Below are 17,912 nucleotides of genomic sequence, written 5' to 3' on the forward strand. Positions count from 1 at the left end.
ATGAGTGCTATCTGTATCTATCTATAATCAAGAATCAAGCCTTAAAACGCAACGATCCATATGATAAATACGATGATCATAACCAACTGCAAAATCACCTTAACGACCATGCTGCTAAACAAGCCAACGACCGAACCGACGCCAACTTTGAACGATTTGGCCAGCGACTCGCCTTTGATTAATTCTCCGATCATCGCGCCAATCAACGGACCCAGTACTAAGCCAAAAGCCGGGATCACAAACGGCCCCACGATGATGCCGATCGTACTGAGCCAAACCGACAGCTTACTGCCTCCGAATTTTTTAACCCCCCAGGCTCCAACCGCGTAATCCGCTACCATCAGTACGATGATGATTAGGGTTTGCAGGATCCAGAAAAACGGGCCAAACGGTTCAAACGAGAAAAACCATCCATATACGAAAAAGGCAAAATAAACCGCGAGCACCCCGGGTAATATGGGATACACGGCTCCGGCCATCCCCACGGCAAACAAGGCGATCACCAGAATCCAGCCAATTACGGACAGCGCCATCCTCTCACTCCTCCGTCAAAATATAATCCCGAATGATCCAGGCAATTCCATCCTCATTATTCGACGCGGTGACGACATCCGCCTTCTCCTTCACGGCCTCCTGGGCGTTGCCCATCGCTACGCCAAGCCCCGAGGCTTCGATTGCCGCCAGGTCATTTAAGCTGTCACCAATCGCCACGACCTCGGACATCTCCAGCCCAAGCAGTCCACAAACGGCATGAATACCGCTGGCTTTGCTTATTCCTTTGGGGTTAATCTCCAAATTGTGCGGGGAAGAATTCGTGATTTCTAGACCGCCCATCACTTGCAGCTGCCGCAAAATATCTTCCCTCACCACATCATCCTCGGTAAAATACCCGAACTTCATCCACTGATTCCGCTCCAATAGTTCAGGCTGCCAATTCGTTTCATTATAGCTGCCTTCGACGGCATAAGCCCAGAACCACACTTTCTTTTCCCGGGAAATGTCGTACATTTTCGAAACGACAGATCGGTCGAGAAGCACCCGGCTGTACAACTCATGCGGCGATTTCCACACTTCGCTTCCGTTCACCGTGATCATCGGCGTTCCGAGATCAAGTTGATCGCCGTAAGGAACCGCCTCCTGATATCCGCGTCCCGTCGACAAGCAGACATGAACCCCAGCGGCCGCCGCCTTGCGAATCCAGCGTTCCGTCTCCGGCGTAATTTGGTGCTCATCATTTAGCAGCGTTCCATCCATATCCAGCGCCAACAGTTTGTATTTCAACAACAGACAGCTCCCCTATCCACAATTGATCTTACTCTCTAAACAGCATACCGACATTTTACCATAATCCCAGGTTCCGACAAAGCTTAGCGTCACACGGCAAAGCAGTCCGCCTGCACGAAAAAAAGCCGCCCCTGAGGGAGAGCCCTGCAAAAGCCTCGTTTTTAGGGTATTGGGGCTCGGAACTGGAAAATAAATTTGATAAGACGGAAAAAGCAGCTTCATCCTCACCCGAGGATGGGCTGCTTTTGCTCTTTTAACTTCACCATCCGTTTTACGTTTACCACAAACGCGGTGAGGTAGGCTTGTATTCGCATGCGGAAGAGACCCCGGTATCTGGCTGTATCCATACCGTGGAATCTCTTCATTTCCGCATTCTTGTGTTCAATGATCGGTCTGCGCTTGATTCGTTCCTTGAACGTATCACTGAATTCGAACTCGATCTGTTCCTTATAGTGTTCAGCGATGATTCGAATCGAGTAAGTCTTACTCTTGGCGCCCGGCTTGTAGCATCCTTCGCGCAGCGGACAGGTTTTACACTTCTCGACGTCAAAGTAATAGACAAGCGAACGACTCTCTCCGCTGGTCTTGCTGCCTTGAATCGCCTTGCGTTTGCTTCGCTCACCGGCCGGACAAACGACGAAATCGGCATCTTTGTTATATTCGAACCCTTCTTGACGCTCGCCCCCTTCGTGGACAATCGGGTTTAAGGGCACGACAGGCGATATGGGTTCCTTTTTCATTCTGGCCAGATTATCCTTGCCGGAATAGGCGGTATCCGCTATGATTTCGTTTACGGTTACGCCGTTAGCTGTGGTTTGTTCGAGCAATGCCGGTAATTGCTTGCCGTCGTCGGTGCTTCCTGGTGTTACCTCCAGCGCGGTAATGATCTCTTCTTCCGTCATGGCGATATGTTCTTTGTAGCCAAAAAACGATTTCGAACTACTCTTCCAGCCGAAACGTGCATCCGGGTCGATGGCGGAGAGAATCCCCTTGTGTGAGAGTAATCGCTCATCCTCGATGATTTGTTTGGCGATGCCCAGTTTCTCGCTCACCGCTCCTTCATGGTCCGGTAGCAGTTCCTCCACAGTCTCTCCCAGCTGTGCCAAGTAGCTCAGCATGGTTTTCTCCGCCTCCGCATCTTCGCTTTTAACAGAGGGCAGCTTAGGTAGTTTCTTCTCCAACTTGGGGTGGCGTTTGACTACGACGCGAAACAGACGCTTGGCCGCGTCACGCAGCACTTCGAATGGCTTTTGTTTTGGGCTGCCGGCCAGTGTATGCGTGGCATCCATGATGATAGTTTTGCTTTTGACCAAGCCTTGCTTGATACATTGACTGACCACATGCTTCAGTATGTCTTCGACCTGACTTGCTCCTAGCCGGTGATTACGGAACCGCGATAGCTGGGAGGCGTCTGGCAGCGGATCCTCCGGATTGATCCCGAGAAACCACTTGTAAGCTAGATTCACCTCAGCTTCCTGAATCATTCGCTCATCCGAGAGGTTGTACAGGAGCTGCAAAAACAGCAAACGAAACAGCAGTTCCGGCTCATTTGCCGGCCTGCCGTAATACTTGCAGTAGGAATTTTCCACTAATTCATATACAAATCCGAAATCCACCGCAGCATCGATCTTGCGAAGCAGATGGTCTTTCGGCACAAGCTGATATAGCTCCGCATGGAATGATGCGGTTAGTTGTCTGGCTGGCTGCAGCAAAACGGCTCAACTCGCTTCTTTTTTTCTTCCAGTATACAGCAAACCCAGTACCGAAGGGGTACTGGGTTGCTTTTTACAGAAACTGTATTCGTTTTGCAGGGCTCTCCTGAGGGCGGGCTGGCTCTGCTCAAATTCAATTAAATTATCATTACTTGGTCAAAGAATCAATGTCGATGAAAGGCGTGGCGCCGCCCGTCACTTGCGGAAGCTTGCCGTCCCATTTCTCCAACGCCTTCTCCTGCACCTCGATCTGCTTGAGTTGTACCAGCTCCGGCGTAACTTCCTGTTTCTTCAGCTTCAGGGCTTCGGCCTCGGCTTCAGCCTGAGCGATCTTCTGCTGTGCCTCGATCTGAATCCGCTTCAGGTCGTTGCTGGCTTTCAGGGCTTGCTGCTGAGCAACCTGCTTGGCTTCAATCGATTGGTTAAACGCGTCGGAAAACTTAAAATTGACGATGTTAATTTCATTAACAATCAAGTCATATTTGGCTAATCGGGAAGTCAAATGTTCACTGATCTCCCCGGCAACCACATCCCGCTTGGCGATCAAGTCCTCGGCCTGGTAACGGGCCGTTACTTCCTTAACGATTTCCTGCACAGCCGGGTTAATAATAACCGTATCAAAATTACCGCCGATATTGTTCATCAGATTGTACGCCGAATCCTTATTTACCGAATAGTTAACGGCAACATGGGTCGAGACCGGCTGTAGATCCTTGGAGGAAGCGGTCGTGTCCGTTTCCGTCTTGGTGACCTGCGTATTGACCTGAATGACGGTTTGCATAAAAGGTATTTTGAAATGCATGCCCGGGGACAAGATATTGTTGTTCAACTTCCCGAACGTTTTGTACAAGCCGACATGACCGTACTCGACCTGTGCATAGCTGTTGGATCCGACGATCAGCACGACGATGACGATGATAGCCGTTGATATCCATTTCCCCACGGGTACATTTTTCTTTGGCTGTTGCTGCGTACCTGCCTCCATATGAATCCCTCTCCCTTACTGTATGGTCTGACCGGTCCTGTTAACCGGCTAACTATATATCAAGTAATACGGAGAAGAACGGTACTTGGTAGCAAAAACTTGACGAAAATGTATCGCCTTCATGAACACATCGTTTTCAAGCCGCGCGTATGGAGGCCCTTCCGTCAACTTAAACGGCTGCGGAGTCCAGGCGTCTTCTTCTCCCGAACCGGGCGATCAGACCCTGTTTCGGGGAGCCCACCAGCGCCAGCAGAAACAGAATGCCGGCGACCGTAACCATCGAGCCAGCGATGGAGGCGTCCAGCCATTTGGCCGCATAGTAGCCGCCAGCGGCACTAATCGCCCCGATCAGCACACTATACCCGAGCATCACGCTAAGCCGATCGGTCAACAGGTACGCTGCGGAAGCTGGGATGATTAGCATGCCGACGACCAGAATCGCTCCTACGCTCTCAAAAGAGGCGACCGTCGACAGCGAAACTAATCCCATTAGCAAATAGTGGAACAACGCTACCGGTATCCCCACCGCGGCCGCCAATGCCGGGTCAAAAGCACAAAGCTTAAACTGCTTGTAGAAGAGCAGGATAGCCGCCAGCACGAAGAGGAGCGTTCCGCCCAACATCCAGACGGCGATCGGCCCCATATCGTAGCCGTTCCAAACCCAGGTGTCCCATTGAACATAGGCGATTTCACCGAATAACACGCAATCCAGGTCCAGGTCAATATGCGAAGCGTTACGGCTGATCAGGATCACGCCGACGGCAAACAGTGCCGTAAACACAATGCCGATCGAGGCATCGGATTGAAGTCCGCTTTGCTGTAGCGCCTGGATCAAGAACACGGTGATCAGCCCTAACACGGCCGCTCCGATCAGCATGAGCAGGGAGTCCCGCGAGCTGCTGATCAGAAACGCGATCGCGATACCCGGCAGCACGGAATGGCTGATGGCGTCCCCCACCATGGCCATTTTTCGCAAGACGAGAAAACAGCCTAAAATTCCGCAAGACGCCGCGACCAGCGTGCCGGTTAAAATAATCCAAAAATCGGCCATGTTAGTCCACTCCCCTTTCGACCGCGTTTCCCGCTTGCCGGATCATCGCCAGCTCCGCAGGTTGCTGTACCTCACTGCGGCTGCGCCAGCGGCGAACCCACTTGGCCACCAGCCCCCGATTCGGCGCAAACACGGCGGAGACGAAAAACAAGGAAGTTGCGGCAAGCACCGTTACCGGACCCGTCGGCAGGTTCGATAAGGTGGAGCTGATCAGCGTGCCGGTGACCCCCGACAACGCTCCGAATACACCGGCCAGGATGACCATCACACCTAACGCGTCGGTCCAATATCGGGCAGCCACCGCCGGTGTAATCAGCAGGGCGGCCACCAGCACGACGCCCACGGCTTGAATGCCCACAACAACCGCCACAACGGTCATCAACAGCAGCAATTGCTCAAGAAAGGCGACCTTAAGCCCCATGCCCCGGGCAAAGCCGGGATCAAAGCTCACCAGCTTCAACTCTTTAAAGAGCAAAGCGCATATGGCAATTAGCAGCACGGATACCGCGCCCATCAGGTAGACGTCTGCCAGCATCATCGAGGCCGCCTGGCCAAACATGTATTTGTCGAGCCCGCTTTGGTTCCCGTTGCCGCTGTGCTGGATTTTGGTCAACATCACGATCCCGATGCCAAAAAACACGGACAGCACAATCCCCAGCGCCGCGTCCTGCTTGATCCGCGTATACCGGGTAATGGCGGAGATGCCAAACGTCGCCGCCATCCCGGCGAGGATCGCGCCGAGCATAAACAGGCCCACCGATTTGACGCCGCTCAGCATAAAGGCGATGCAAATCCCCGGCAGTGCGGCGTGCGCCAACGCATCGCCAAGCAAGCTTTGTTTTCGAAGGTACGTAAAAGAGCCAATGACACCGCTGCCTAAGCCAAGCAGCAGGGAGCCCATCAGGATCCACTGCAGATTGGGGTCGGTAATCCAATTCCATAAATTCGTTAGCATCGTATCACACCGTCCCCGCAGGTACAGCGCCAAAATCCGCCAGCATGGCGATCTTCCCGCCGTAGGTCTTGTGCAGATTTTCCGGTGTAAACGTCTCCCCGGTGGGGCCGGCGGCAATCAGTTCACCGTTCAGCAGCAAAACGTGATCGAAATATTCCCTAACCGTGGATAAATCGTGATGGACGACCAACACCGTTTTTCCTTGCTCTTTCAACTCGTGCAGCAGAGCGATGATCGCTTTTTCCGTGGTAGCATCCACCCCGGCAAACGGTTCATCCATAAAATAAACCTGCGCGTCCTGCGCCAAAGCCCGTGCCAGGAACACCCGCTGCTGTTGGCCGCCGGATAATTGGCTGATCTGGCGCCCGGCATACTCCCCCATCCCGACCTTCGCCAGACACTCGAGGGCGATCTGCCGCTCCTTCACCCCGGGACGACGGAACCAGCCAAGCTGGCCGTACCGCCCCATCATCACAACATCCAGCGCGTTGGTTGGGAAATCCCAATCCACTGATTCTCGCTGCGGTACGTAACCGACCAATTTACGTTGCTCCCGGTAAGACCGTTCGTAGATACGAATCTCACCGTCCATGGTCGGAAGCAACCCCAGGACAGCTTTCAGCAGCGTGGACTTCCCCGCTCCGTTTGGACCGAGGATCCCAATCAACTGACCCTCCGGGATTTGAAAAGATACCGATCTTAACACCGGCTTTTTCTGATAAGCCACCGTTAAGCGACTGACTTCAAGCGGATATCCGTTCATCTCTGTTCTCCCTTTCTGCATCGACTTATTTCAACGCCTCAACGATCGTGTTGACATTATGGCGGACCATGTTGATGTAGGTATCCGCCTCGGAACCGGGTTCGCCCAGCGAATCGGAATACAGTTCGCCGCCGATCTTGACTGTATGCCCCAGCTCTGCGGCTCCAGCGATCACCGCCTCCATCGATTTGGTCGGAATACTCGATTCCACGAACACGGCTTTGATTTTGTTTTCGACCAAGAAATCCCGAAGCTTGGCGACGTCCTTCGAACCGTATTCCGCCGCCGTACTGATCCCCTGCAGGCCCATGACCCGAACCCCGTAGGCATCTCCGAAGTACCCAAACGCATCATGCGCCGTGACCAACACCCGGTCCTGCTCGGGGATCTCCGCGATCCGTTCCTTCACTTCCGCATCCAGCTTCTCCAATTCTGCGATATACGCCTCGGCGTTCTTCCGGTACATGTCCGCATGGTCCGGATCATAGGCCGACAACGTGTCGCGGATCGTTTCGGTTGCCGTCACCCAATGCTGGACGTTAAACCAGATATGCGGATCGTATTGCGATCCGCCGGCATCCGCGCCTGAGCGCAATTCACTGGGATCAATGTCCTTTGAGACGGCCACGGTCCGCTTCTTCTGCTCCAATTTCTCGAAAATCTCCGTCATTTTCCCTTCCAAATGCAGCCCGCCGTAAAAAACGATCTCCGCGTTATCCAGCTTCTCGATATCCCCCTGCGACGCCTTGTATAAGTGCGGATCCACTCCAGGGCCCATCAGGCCGCTCACTTCAACCCGCTCGCCTCCAACCTCCTGAACGACATCCGTAATCATCCCGATCGTAGCCACCACCTGTACCGGTGAATCAAGCGCCGCATCCCGAACTTGATCCGCCTGACCTTCTACTTTGGAACACGCTGCTAATACGATTAACGCCAATACACCCAGCGTAATTTTTGCCCTTTCCAACGGGCTTTTCTTCACCTTCAGTTCATCCATTTTGCTTCTCCTCCCCTTGTCAACTCACTCATAGCCTAATGTTGTACAAGTAAACACTTGTTTACCTCGGCTTTGTTTGTTAGTTATATATAAAAGTGTTTCCCTAGTGCAAATTCTAAGCAAAAGATTCCCAAAAGGCAAGGGGAATTTCCGAGTTCTCGAAAACTTCCCCAAACTAAAAAGCCCGCTCTTGGCAAGCAGGGCTTCGTTTGAGGAAGTTAATTATTTTTTGGGTTTGCCGTCCAAACCGTATTCCCGATCATATGCATCAAAAATTTTCCGGGCAACCGGTGCAGCGCTATAAGCCCCAAAGCCGCCCTCAGGAATAACAACTGCCACAGCCAGCTTGGGATTCTCCCTCGGTGCAAACGCGATAAACACGCCGTTATCCAACAGCTCTCCCTTGTTGTTAGCCTGCTGCGAAGTCCCCGTCTTGCGCGCAAAATCGTACGGAAACCCATCAAATGCGCTCACGGACGTTCGCATCCCGCCGATGACTTCATCCCAATAGGCGTCCTTCATTTTGACTTCGTTTAGTACCCTTGGCTCAAATTGCACCACCACCCGGCCTTCGGCATCGGTCATTTTTTGCACGAGTCTAGGTTGTATCCGCTTCCCCCGATTGGCCAGCGTCGCAGCATATTGCGCCAACTGCATCGTTGTATACTTCCCTTGCTGCCCGAAGGAGGCGTAGGCCAAGCGGGACAACGCCGTTTGCGATTCGTCTTTATAATCCAATATCCCGCGATACTCATCGGGCAAATCAATCCCCGTGGAGACGCCTAACCCAAACTGTTTCATATAATCGTCCCAAATATCAATCCCTTGGGCTCGATATTTGTTGTACAGCTTTTCCCCGACCATATCGACCATAAACGCATTGGATGAAAAGCGAATGGCATCATCCGGATAGATGGAGCCGTACACATGACCCGAGGAGTTTCGCACACTCGCCGAGTCGTTGCGGCCAAAATAAGCGATCCCACGGTCATTATATTTCGTAGCCGTCGTAAACAGCCCTTCGTTCAGCCCGATTAACACCGACAGCGGCTTAATTGTCGACCCCAGATACACTGTCGAGTCAAATTCATGGCCGGAACGCCCAGAGGAAAACGGCGTAACCGTACCGTTTCGATAGTTTGTGGAAATTTGGTTCCACACTTCATCATTTACCCCGCCGGATTGCCACACATTCGTATCGTAATCCGGCATGCTCGCCATCGCGATCACGTTGCCCGTGTCGACTTCCATCGCCACGGCATAACCCGTTTTGGCGAAAGGATGCACACTCCCGGATACAGGATGATTGTGTACCCATTCGATTTGCTCCAGGATCGCTTGTTCTGCCGCCAGCTGTACGTTCTTATTGAGTGTCGTATGCAGGTCATATCCTTTTTCCGGGGGTACGATTTCGGCAACTCCGTTCGCCATGTTCCGCGGATCAATCGGGACGCGCTTATACCCGTTCTTGCCGCGCAGCTCTTGCTGATAATACATCTCCAGCCCGTCGAAGCCCACGAATTCCTCTTCTGTATATTGCAGTGCCGGGTCTGCGTCCCTCCGTTCCCTCATTGGTTTGTACGCCTCTAAATCATAAGTGGACTGGTACTTCTTGAGGTAACCAATCGTTTGTACCGCCACCCGATCTGGATCGTAATGCCGCACCGACTCCTCGATAAGGTCCAAACCGGGGAATCTGTTTTTCTGGGACAGGAAATACGCAATCTCCCGTTCGGTTAGGTCGCTTTTGATTCTGCGCGGGGCAAACCCGCCGCTACGCCGGAATTTCAAATCCATCGCATCCAGAATCTCTTCCTCGGACATCATGGATTCCGGAGCACCATAGATATCGAACACCTTTTTCAGCTCTTTAGCCAGAGTCGAGGCTTCAGCCAAATTGGTTTTACCTGCTTCGGTCGTTGAATCGAAGTTACTTTTCTGCAGCGTCAAATACAAGGTTTGGATCGGCGTGGAATAAGCCAGCTGCTCTCCCCCTGCAGCCAGAATCGATCCCCGGACTGGCGGCATCGGAACTTCCCTGACCCTCATTTTGACCTCTTCCATGGAGAGCGTAGGCCCTTCGACAAACTGGATGAGGGCAAGTCGGACAATCATGAGCGTGAACATCGCAAAGGCACTAAAGAAAAACAGGTTTAGCCGAATATGAAAGTGACGTCGCATGGAGGCTTGTTGTTCCCGCGGATCCTCCGGGACGTATTTGTTCATCGCCATTCCCGCCTCTCCCTGTAGGATGAATGGGGCAAATCGTTTGTTCGCCCGCAATAAAAAAGCGACCTTTTCAACATGATGTGAAAAGGTCGCTGCTGTCATGGGATTCAATTGAGGATTCATTTACTCGGTTTGGTTCCCGTTATCTTCGTTTTGCTTGGTTGAGTCAGATGAGGTATTCCCATTCTGTTGCTGCTGTTGATTTTTCGTTTTCTTCGGGATCCCATCCAGGCCATATTCCTGGTCATACGCATCGAAGATTTTGCGGGCGACCGGAGCGGCACTGTAGGCACCAAACCCACCTTCCGGAATTACGACCGCCACCGCCAATTTCGGGTTCTCCCGCGGCGCGAAAGCGATAAATACGCCGTTATCGCGGTTAGCTCCGTCGGCCCACTGCTCCGAGGTCCCGGTTTTTCTAGCAAAGTCGTAGGGGAAACCCGAGAAGGCAAAGGAGACCTCGGTCTCCATCCCGCTAATGACCTCTTTCCAGTAAGCGTTGTTAAAGTTGACCTCATTCAGGACAACCGGCTTAAATTCCTTGACGATATTGCCGTCCGTGTCGGTGATTTTGCTGACGAGGTGCGGTTCCATACGTTTGCCCCGCGTTGCCAAAGTTGTTGTATATTGAGCGAGCTGCATCGCGGTGTATTTCCCTTGCTGTCCAAAGGAGGCATACGCGAGTCGGGATAATGCCGTCTCCGATTCATTTGTATACTCCAGTTTGCCCAAATATTCATTGGGCAGGTCCACGCCGGTTGAAATCCCGAGACCAAATTGCTTCATGTAGCTGTCCCAAATCTCAATGCCTTTGGAACCGTATTTGTTATAGAGTCTCTCGCCAACCATATCGACCATAAACGTGTTTGAGGAATGACGGATCGCGCTGGCTGGATCGATCGAGCCATAAGCATGACGCTGGGAGTTGCGGACGCTGGCAGAATCGTTTCTCCCGAAATAAGCAATCCCCGAGTCAGGATAATAAGTGCTCGTCGTAAACAAACCTTCGTTTAATCCGATCAACACCGATAATGGTTTAACCGTGGAACCCAGCAAGATAACGGACTCCATGTTATGTCCCGACCGTCCGGAACTGATTGGCGTGATCGTCCCGTTCTGGTAGTTCGAAGAGATTTGACTCCAATTATCTGCGGATACGCCGCCGGATTGCCATACGTTCGTATCGTAGTCCGGCATGCTGGCCATGGCTACGACGTTGCCGGTCTCTACTTCCATCGCCACGGCATAGCCGGTTTTGGCATTCGGATGGACCTTGCCGGACACCGGATGGGTATGCACCCATTCGATTTGATCGAGAATCGCCTGTTCGGCAATCATTTGGATGTTCTTGTTGATCGTTGTGTGGAGATCATGGCCTTTTTCCGGCGGCGTTATCTCCGCGATCCCTGTGGCCATGTTCCGTGGATCGATGGGTACACTCTTGTATCCGTTCTTCCCGCGGAGTTCATCTTGGTAAAATAGCTCCAGACCATCGTAACCAACGTCCTCGGTTTCCGTATATTGCATGGCCGGATCATCGTTGTTTGATTCTCGAATCTGCTTGTACTTCTCAAGGGATGTGGAAGCACCTTTATATTTCTTGATATAGCCGATCGTTTGAACGGCTACGGTATCGGGGTCGTAGTGACGAATACTCTCCTCCACGATATCGATCCCCGGAAAATCGCTTTTCCGTTCCAGGAAATAGGCAACCTCCGCGGCCGTCAGGTCAATCTTGATCCGACGGGGCGTAAATCCATTGTTTTGCCGGTAATCAAGATCCATCGCTTTGATGATGTCCTCTTCCGACATTTTCGTGTCCGGCGTACCGAATTTATCAAAAACCTCCTTCAGCTTTTTGGCCAAAGCCAAAGCTTCCGGACGATTGGTTTTTCCTTTTTCCGTTGCGTTGCTATAGTCCTTCTGCAGAGTGATATAGAGCGATTGGACCGGCGTGGAGTAGGCTAACTTCTCGCCCCCAGCCGCATAAATCGTCCCTCGGGTCGGAGATAACGGCACGTCCTTCACCCGGAGATTGCTCTCCTGCTGGGACAAGGTTGGCCCTTCCACGAACTGCAAGATGGCGAGGCGAACAATAATCACGGTAAAAATGGCAAAAGCACTAAAGAAAAACATATTCAACCGTATATTAAAATGGCGTTGCATAGCAATTTCCTGATCTTGAGCATCTTTCACATAAGCGCTTTTCAAGGTGTGTTTCCCTACTTTCTATCCCTTAAATCATGAGTCATGGGTGACAACCTACTCTATAGTACCATAACGAAATAAGGCACGGTGAAGTTACACCTCTTTACCAGCAATTTTCGTCGATATCGCTTCTCTGAGCGATACCATTTATATGAGTTTGTCGGGGACGTGGGTTTCGCTGAAGGCCGGCGGATTAAACCAATCGCCGCTCTTGGCCCAAGTGGAGTCGAGAGGAACCCAGATGTTCTTCTCGGACAGATACACCTCGTTCCAGGCATGCGGTCCATAACCGCCCTGGCCGTCGTAACCAAGGCCGGTCACGACCTTCACCTGAAGGCCCACGGATCTCGCCATCACGGCGTAGAGCCGCGAATAATCGATGCAAACGCCGCGTTTCGTATCAAACGTCATTTGCGGGGTTTGCTCGTGCCAGATGCCTTCTTCCTCATAGTCTTTCACTTTATCGTAATCGTATGACACCCTTGTCCCAACCCAATTGTACAGCCGGCGGGCTTTCTCCTCATCGGTATCGGCGTCTTTGGCAATTTCCGCCGCGGCCAGCTCGATGGACTCGGGAATGTTGGCATCAATAACCTCATATTTCTGCTGCAGGATACTGCCAAGCTCGGCTTCCACACTGCGGGTGAACACCGGCAGCTTCTCCTTGATCAAATTCCCGGTAAGCGGCTCAATCACCGTTCTTGCCCCCTGCTGATATACCGGGGACGCTTCGACGTAGCGGCTGAACCCGCTGTTCGGATACAGTGTCACGGCGATAAAGAGCAAGGCGATCAGCATCAGACAACGCGCCGCCCCAATCACCGCGCCAATCCCGGCCCCGGTCAGGCGGCTAAGCAAAGAAGCCGGACGATCTCCGCCGGAGAACAGCCAGCCAAACAGGCCGCTTCCCCCGCGGAAGAACAGCATCGCGAAGCCGGCTAAGGTACGGATGAGCCAATAGAGCAGAAGGAATACAACGGCGAACCGCATCAGCGGAAAATCCCGCACCGCCATCACTAGTGTATACATCACCTGCTCCCAACGGGCCAACTCCCGCTCTGGCAACGGCAGCGCCGACAGCCAAACCTGAACCTTCGGCGAAGCCCACATCGTTAACGGGACGGCAATCGCGATGCCAACCAGCGATAACACGCCTCCGCTAAGCAGCGCGAACAGACGGCCTGCCGAGCGGGAGGCGCCGCGTACCAATCCTTGCAGTACTGAGCCGAGCAATACGACCAGCAACAACACGGTGATCCAGTTGTATTCGCTTAAGGTTTGCAGCAATGTCGTTACGTCCAACTTCATGAGCTCCTCCGTTCAAATCTGGGTGTGTAATGACCTACTTTACTGGGAATTCCGTTTCGCTTCCTGGATAAATGCCTCCAGCGTATCGTTCATCGACCATTCCCCCAGCGAGACTCCGCGGAAAGATACCTTCACTTTATCGCTGCCCGCTTGTCCAACCACTTCCAGGTTTGGGGTCGTAATGATGAACGTCCCGTCCGGATTTTGCGTCAGCTCGGCTTCCTTCGCTTCGTTTTTCATCATGTTCAACGCTTCGGTTTTGCTGATGTCGAGGGCTTGTTCTTTAACCGTAGTTACCGCATCTCCGATGTCTTTCATCGTGATGCCGCTGTAAATGATGATAAATGCGGCGATGACCAGCACCAGCGCCCATTTCACGACCGTTCTGACGAAATTCAGCACAAGGAATAGAATGACCAGCGCTACAACGATCACCAGCCAGTTTTCTTTCAGAAATTCGGTCCATACTTGTACATCAAACATGATGAAACCTCCACCTTTGATTTCCTTAATTTTAATTCAATCCCATTATACATGATGGCCCAAGGCCATGTCAGCTTAACCCCAACACGGGATGGCCCGAATGTCTCTACTTCATGATGGTCAGCCGTGGTAATAAGTTCGTCCCGGGAAGCGTACAAGTAGTAACAACGGTTCATTTCACAAAAAGGAGGGGCGACGCGTGAAAATCGCCTTCTGGCTGTACTTCTTTATGTTTCTGGCTTTCTTTGATCTGCACGCCCAGTACCCGATCCTGACTCCGTTTGCTTTGTCGCTCGGAGCTGCGCCCACGTTCATCGGTTGGATGATGGGCATCTATGCGCTGACGCATTTGCCGGGCAACCTGCTTGCCGGCCAGGGCGTTGATCGCCACGGCAGCAAGGGGTACATGATCTTCAGCCTGCTGACCGCCGGGGCGATCCTGCTGTTTCAAGCCCATGTCACAGAGCCATGGCAGCTGCTCGTGTTGCGCTCGATCAGCGGGTTTGTGCTGGCCTTCTTATCTCCAGCCTGTCTGGCGATGCTCGCCTCACTGTCCAAAAATCCGGTGCAGCAGGGCAAGCTGATGGCCGGTCACGGGGTGATGCATACCGTCGCTTCCGTCGTATCGCCGGCCGCCGGCGCTTTTCTGGTCGCCCAATCCGGCTACACGATCACGTTTCAGATGCTGGGCTGGCTGCTGATTTCGACGGGGATCATCGCCATGTTTACTATCAAGGAACCCTCTCGGATGTTAGCCGAAGGCCTAACCCCATCGGGAACGGCCAAGGCACAGGTGCCGGTCAAAATCAACGTCATCCCCCTTCGCTATTACTTGTTGCCGCTCGCCGTTGCCTGCTCGCAGGGCATTTTATTTTTTGAGCTGCCGCTGCAAGCTGGCGGGACAGAGGGCATCCTGCATACGGGACTCTATTTTTCCATTATCAGCTTAGGGGCGCTCGTGACGTTGTCCATGTTGTTTTTGAGCAAATATTCGCCTTATCTGAGAGCGGGCCTTGGTATCCTGGGGATCGCCTTATCCTTCTTCGCCATGGCCGCCCTGGAATTTATTCCGCTCCCCGTATCGCTGTTTGCTTTGGGGATGGCGAAAGGGGTGGTATTTCCGGCCATCGCTTCGTTATTTATCGATTTAAGCGGTGGAAAGCGGCTCGGTACCGTGTTTTCGCTGCAATCGATCGCCATGTCGCTGGGTTCCTTTATCGGCCCGATTACCGCGGGAGCGATCCACGGGTCGCATTCTCCTTATTTTCTGGCTTTCTTCATCCTGATGTTAACCATCATTCTCGTGCCGCCAAAAAAGTACGCTGGAACCCTCCCGCCCCCGGTTGGCGCCGGCACCGGACACCACTGATTCAGGGTCTTTAGAATTGGGGACAGGTGCCCCGGATATTTCATCCCGTCTTTAGGCTGCAGCACAGACTACAGGGCATGCTCCCACATAAGATGATCGTGTAGTAACCGATAACCGATCATGTTGAAAGCGGGGTGAACATAGATGGGTGGCGTTGATAATTGCGGACCGGTAGGTCCTGGTTATGGCTTCTGGACATCAACGGGGACGATCCTCGTGCTGTACATTTTGCTGGTAATCATCCTCCGTGCTCCTCTTTACTAATCTCTATAACTAATCTTACCCCTGCACACCGGTCTGCCCTTCGGCAGGCCGGTGTGCGTTAAAAGCGTTTCCGAAAAAGTTGAACCCTTCCCCGCTCTGTTAACGTACTAAAAGGTATATCAAATTTTAGGGAGGTTTTAGTTTGAAGAAAAAACGAAACGCGCTTCTTGCCATCTTCCTTGCTCTTACACTGCTGATGCCGACCGGCGCCATGGCCGCCGAAGCGACCGAAACCAACGCCGCACCGCAAAGCTTGGAGGAGATCGCTGCCGCGAAGGCCGCATTGCTCACCACCACTTACGGAACAACAAGCGTCCAGTACGCCTTGGTGGACAATGGCAAGATCATCGTTTCTGGAGCAACCGGTACCAACGACACTGACGGAAACATCCCGCTAACCCCCGAAACGATGTACGGTATTGGTTCGACCAGTAAAATGTTTACGACCGCTGCGGTCATGAAACTGGTGGACCAAGGCAAAATCAATCTGGATACGCCTTTAGTGAATTACATAGCGGAATTCAAAATGAAAGACGAGCGATATAAGCAAATCACGCCGCGCATGCTGCTGAACCATTCCTCCGGACTTCAGGGTTCCAGCCTCACCAACGCGTTTTTGTTTGAGGACAATGACCCTTATGCACATGATACGCTGCTCGACCAACTGGCCGATCAGTCCCTGAAGGCCGACCCGGGCGCGTATTCGGTTTACAGCAATGACGGATTTACGCTGGCGGAACTCTTGGTTGAGCGCGTCAGCGGCATGGATTTCACCAGCTATATCCACAAGGAATTTACCGAGCCGTTGGGCCTGAAGCATACGCTGACGTCGCAGGACGAACTAGACGTAAGCAAGCTTGCCGCAATCTATACGCCTGGAGTTACGGAACAATTACCGAATGAGACGGTTAATGTGATCGGAACAGGGGGCATCTACTCAACCGCCGAAGATCTTGTGAAATTCGCCGGCTTGTTTACGGGCGAAGCGGAGGATATCCTGTCCGAGAAAGCGGCCATCGCGATGGCTCAGCCGGAATACAAACGGGGCGTTTGGCCGAAGGACACCGACAATAGCTTCGATTTCGGACTTGGCTGGGATAGCATGAGGTTGTTCCCTTTCAATGAGTATGGCATCCAAGCCTTGGCCAAAGGCGGAGATACGATCCTGTACCACGCCGAGCTCGTCGTTTTGCCGGAACAGAATATGGCTGCGGCCGTCCTGTCCTCCGGCGGCTCCAGCTCGTTGAACCAACTGCTCGCCAATGAATTGCTGCTTCAGGCGCTGCAGGATAATGGCACGATTAAAGAACGGAAGCCGGCGAAATCCTTTGGTACCCCGGAACAAGCAACCATGCCGGAAGAGTTAACGGAGTACAGCGGATTTTACGGGGCAACCAACCAGTTGATCCGCATCGATGTAGCCGATGGCGAAATCAACATCACGTCCCCGTTCGCACCAGGGGAATCCTTGGGACTTCCCAAGCTGGTGTACACGAAGGATGGGACTTTTGTCAGCGAAGACGGTTCGCTGAAGGTCAGCTTTGTGAAGGAGAAGAACGGACGTACCTATCTGTGGGAAAGACAATACGCTACGGTTCCTGAGTTGGGACAGCTGGCTTTGAGTTTTTACTCTGCAGAGAAGCTGGAAGAGAACGCGCTTACGCCGGACGTTGAGGCGGCCTGGAAGCAGCGCGACGGGAAGTCCTATTTCCTGGTATCGGAAAAATACAGCTCGATCGCCTACTTCATCATGCTGCCAACCGTCCAAATGACCCGGACCGACAGCCTGCCCGGCTACGTGTTGGATAAACAAATTACAGGCCCCGATTCGCTGATGGGCAAGCATCAGATTCCGACCACAGGAAGCCGTGACTTGGCGGAGTACCGCTTCTTCACCCAAGCGGGGAGCGAATACCTGGAAGCCGCTGGTTCCTTGTACTTGAGCGGAGATCAAGTCAAGGAGCTGTACCCTGGCAAAAAATCATCGGTGACCTTGCGTCCGTCGGAGCAAGCTCGCTGGTATACCGTTCCAGCCAAAGCCGCCGGAAAAACAATCACTGTCGAATTGCCGGCCAAAGCCTCCTTTGCGGTATACGATGCCGCCGGAGTATGCGTGAACTTCTCGGTGGTCAGCGGAAACAACGAAGTGAAGCTGCCTGAAAACGGGACGATCGTGTTGATCGGAGATCCGGGATCCCGTTTCGAGATTGAACTGAAATAAATTCGAATCGATTTCTGCCCTAATTTTCTTCATTTTTACCTGTTTTGCATGAGATCCCCTGCCGGGTATAAACTAGAAGC

At 52.7% G+C, this 17,912-nt stretch carries 15 protein-coding genes; 3 read left to right on the top strand and 12 right to left on the bottom strand.

The genetic code is table 11. The annotated features are described in order from the left end of the window. Window positions 1-41 precede the first annotated feature (41 nt). The 12 genes from BN3277_RS04570 to BN3277_RS04625 form a co-directional block, all read right to left on the bottom strand. Complete coding sequence (locus BN3277_RS04570; RefSeq protein ID WP_059041199.1) at window positions 42-527, bottom strand: DUF456 domain-containing protein; 486 nt, start codon at window positions 525-527, stop codon at window positions 42-44. Window positions 528-537: 10 nt separating this feature from the next. After that, window positions 538-1,281, bottom strand: coding sequence for a Cof-type HAD-IIB family hydrolase (locus BN3277_RS04575; RefSeq protein ID WP_187380035.1), 744 nt, complete (start codon window positions 1,279-1,281; stop codon window positions 538-540). Window positions 1,282-1,508: 227 nt separating this feature from the next. After that, window positions 1,509-2,996 (bottom strand): IS1182 family transposase, encoded by a 1,488-nt coding sequence (locus BN3277_RS04580; protein WP_262362860.1) that lies wholly within the window; start codon window positions 2,994-2,996, stop codon window positions 1,509-1,511. A 148-nt stretch (window positions 2,997-3,144) separates the two neighbouring features. Beyond that, window positions 3,145-3,981, bottom strand: a complete 837-nt coding sequence (locus tag BN3277_RS04585) for a prohibitin family protein (protein WP_059041108.1) — start codon at window positions 3,979-3,981, stop codon at window positions 3,145-3,147. 169 nt (window positions 3,982-4,150) lie between these two features. Continuing rightward, the gene (locus BN3277_RS04590) at window positions 4,151-5,032 is read right to left on the bottom strand and encodes a metal ABC transporter permease (protein ID WP_059041109.1); all 882 of its coding nucleotides are present in this window, start codon (window positions 5,030-5,032) and stop codon (window positions 4,151-4,153) included. Window position 5,033: 1 nt separating this feature from the next. Further along, window positions 5,034-5,987 carry a metal ABC transporter permease gene (locus tag BN3277_RS04595; RefSeq protein WP_059041110.1) on the bottom strand — a complete coding sequence of 318 codons (954 nt, stop codon included), beginning with the start codon at window positions 5,985-5,987 and terminating at the stop codon, window positions 5,034-5,036. 4 nt (window positions 5,988-5,991) lie between these two features. Beyond that, a complete protein-coding gene (locus BN3277_RS04600; protein ID WP_059041111.1) occupies window positions 5,992-6,750 on the bottom strand; it encodes a metal ABC transporter ATP-binding protein in 759 nt (252 codons plus the stop codon). 25 nt (window positions 6,751-6,775) lie between these two features. After that, window positions 6,776-7,750, bottom strand: a complete 975-nt coding sequence (locus tag BN3277_RS04605; RefSeq protein ID WP_059041112.1) for a metal ABC transporter solute-binding protein, Zn/Mn family — start codon at window positions 7,748-7,750, stop codon at window positions 6,776-6,778. Between the two features lie 222 nt (window positions 7,751-7,972). Then, window positions 7,973-9,976: a peptidoglycan D,D-transpeptidase FtsI family protein gene (locus tag BN3277_RS04610; RefSeq protein WP_059041202.1), complete on the bottom strand. Its 2,004-nt coding sequence runs from the start codon at window positions 9,974-9,976 to the stop codon at window positions 7,973-7,975. 126 nt (window positions 9,977-10,102) lie between these two features. Continuing rightward, window positions 10,103-12,145: a peptidoglycan D,D-transpeptidase FtsI family protein gene (locus BN3277_RS04615; protein ID WP_059041203.1), complete on the bottom strand. Its 2,043-nt coding sequence runs from the start codon at window positions 12,143-12,145 to the stop codon at window positions 10,103-10,105. Window positions 12,146-12,334: 189 nt separating this feature from the next. Next, window positions 12,335-13,495, bottom strand: a complete 1,161-nt coding sequence (locus BN3277_RS04620) for a transglutaminase domain-containing protein (protein WP_059041113.1) — start codon at window positions 13,493-13,495, stop codon at window positions 12,335-12,337. Between the two features lie 39 nt (window positions 13,496-13,534). Next, window positions 13,535-13,978 (bottom strand): hypothetical protein, encoded by a 444-nt coding sequence (locus BN3277_RS04625; protein WP_059041114.1) that lies wholly within the window; start codon window positions 13,976-13,978, stop codon window positions 13,535-13,537. A 199-nt stretch (window positions 13,979-14,177) separates the two neighbouring features. Here BN3277_RS04625 and BN3277_RS04630 point away from each other — a divergent pair, with 199 nt between their 5' ends. The 3 genes from BN3277_RS04630 to BN3277_RS04635 all read left to right on the top strand — a co-directional run bounded on the left by BN3277_RS04630 (window position 14,178) and on the right by BN3277_RS04635 (window position 17,832). Further along, window positions 14,178-15,347: an MFS transporter gene (locus tag BN3277_RS04630; protein WP_059041115.1), complete on the top strand. Its 1,170-nt coding sequence runs from the start codon at window positions 14,178-14,180 to the stop codon at window positions 15,345-15,347. 144 nt (window positions 15,348-15,491) lie between these two features. Continuing rightward, window positions 15,492-15,611: a sporulation protein YjcZ gene (locus BN3277_RS25950; RefSeq protein ID WP_082691314.1), complete on the top strand. Its 120-nt coding sequence runs from the start codon at window positions 15,492-15,494 to the stop codon at window positions 15,609-15,611. Window positions 15,612-15,753: 142 nt separating this feature from the next. Continuing rightward, window positions 15,754-17,832: a serine hydrolase domain-containing protein gene (locus tag BN3277_RS04635; protein ID WP_059041116.1), complete on the top strand. Its 2,079-nt coding sequence runs from the start codon at window positions 15,754-15,756 to the stop codon at window positions 17,830-17,832. Window positions 17,833-17,912 lie beyond the last annotated feature (80 nt).

It is taken from the genome of Paenibacillus rubinfantis (genome assembly GCF_001486505.1).
Taxonomy (GTDB): domain Bacteria; phylum Bacillota; class Bacilli; order Paenibacillales; family Paenibacillaceae; genus Fontibacillus; species Fontibacillus rubinfantis.

Excerpts from the sequence above, each read along its gene's own strand:
- BN3277_RS04585 (WP_059041108.1), bottom strand. The coding sequence starts at position 3,981 with ATGGAGGCAGGTACGCAGCAACAGCCAAAGAAAAATGTACCCGTGGGG.
- BN3277_RS04625 (WP_059041114.1), bottom strand. The coding sequence starts at position 13,978 with ATGTTTGATGTACAAGTATGGACCGAATTTCTGAAAGAAAACTGGCTG.
- BN3277_RS04590 (WP_059041109.1), bottom strand. The coding sequence starts at position 5,032 with ATGGCCGATTTTTGGATTATTTTAACCGGCACGCTGGTCGCGGCGTCT.
- BN3277_RS04595 (WP_059041110.1), bottom strand. The coding sequence starts at position 5,987 with ATGCTAACGAATTTATGGAATTGGATTACCGACCCCAATCTGCAGTGG.
- BN3277_RS04605 (WP_059041112.1), bottom strand. The coding sequence starts at position 7,750 with ATGGATGAACTGAAGGTGAAGAAAAGCCCGTTGGAAAGGGCAAAAATT.
- BN3277_RS04610 (WP_059041202.1), bottom strand. The coding sequence starts at position 9,976 with ATGAACAAATACGTCCCGGAGGATCCGCGGGAACAACAAGCCTCCATG.
- BN3277_RS04620 (WP_059041113.1), bottom strand. The coding sequence starts at position 13,495 with ATGAAGTTGGACGTAACGACATTGCTGCAAACCTTAAGCGAATACAAC.
- BN3277_RS04615 (WP_059041203.1), bottom strand. The coding sequence starts at position 12,145 with ATGCAACGCCATTTTAATATACGGTTGAATATGTTTTTCTTTAGTGCT.
- BN3277_RS04600 (WP_059041111.1), bottom strand. The coding sequence starts at position 6,750 with ATGAACGGATATCCGCTTGAAGTCAGTCGCTTAACGGTGGCTTATCAG.
- BN3277_RS25950 (WP_082691314.1), top strand. The coding sequence starts at position 15,492 with ATGGGTGGCGTTGATAATTGCGGACCGGTAGGTCCTGGTTATGGCTTC.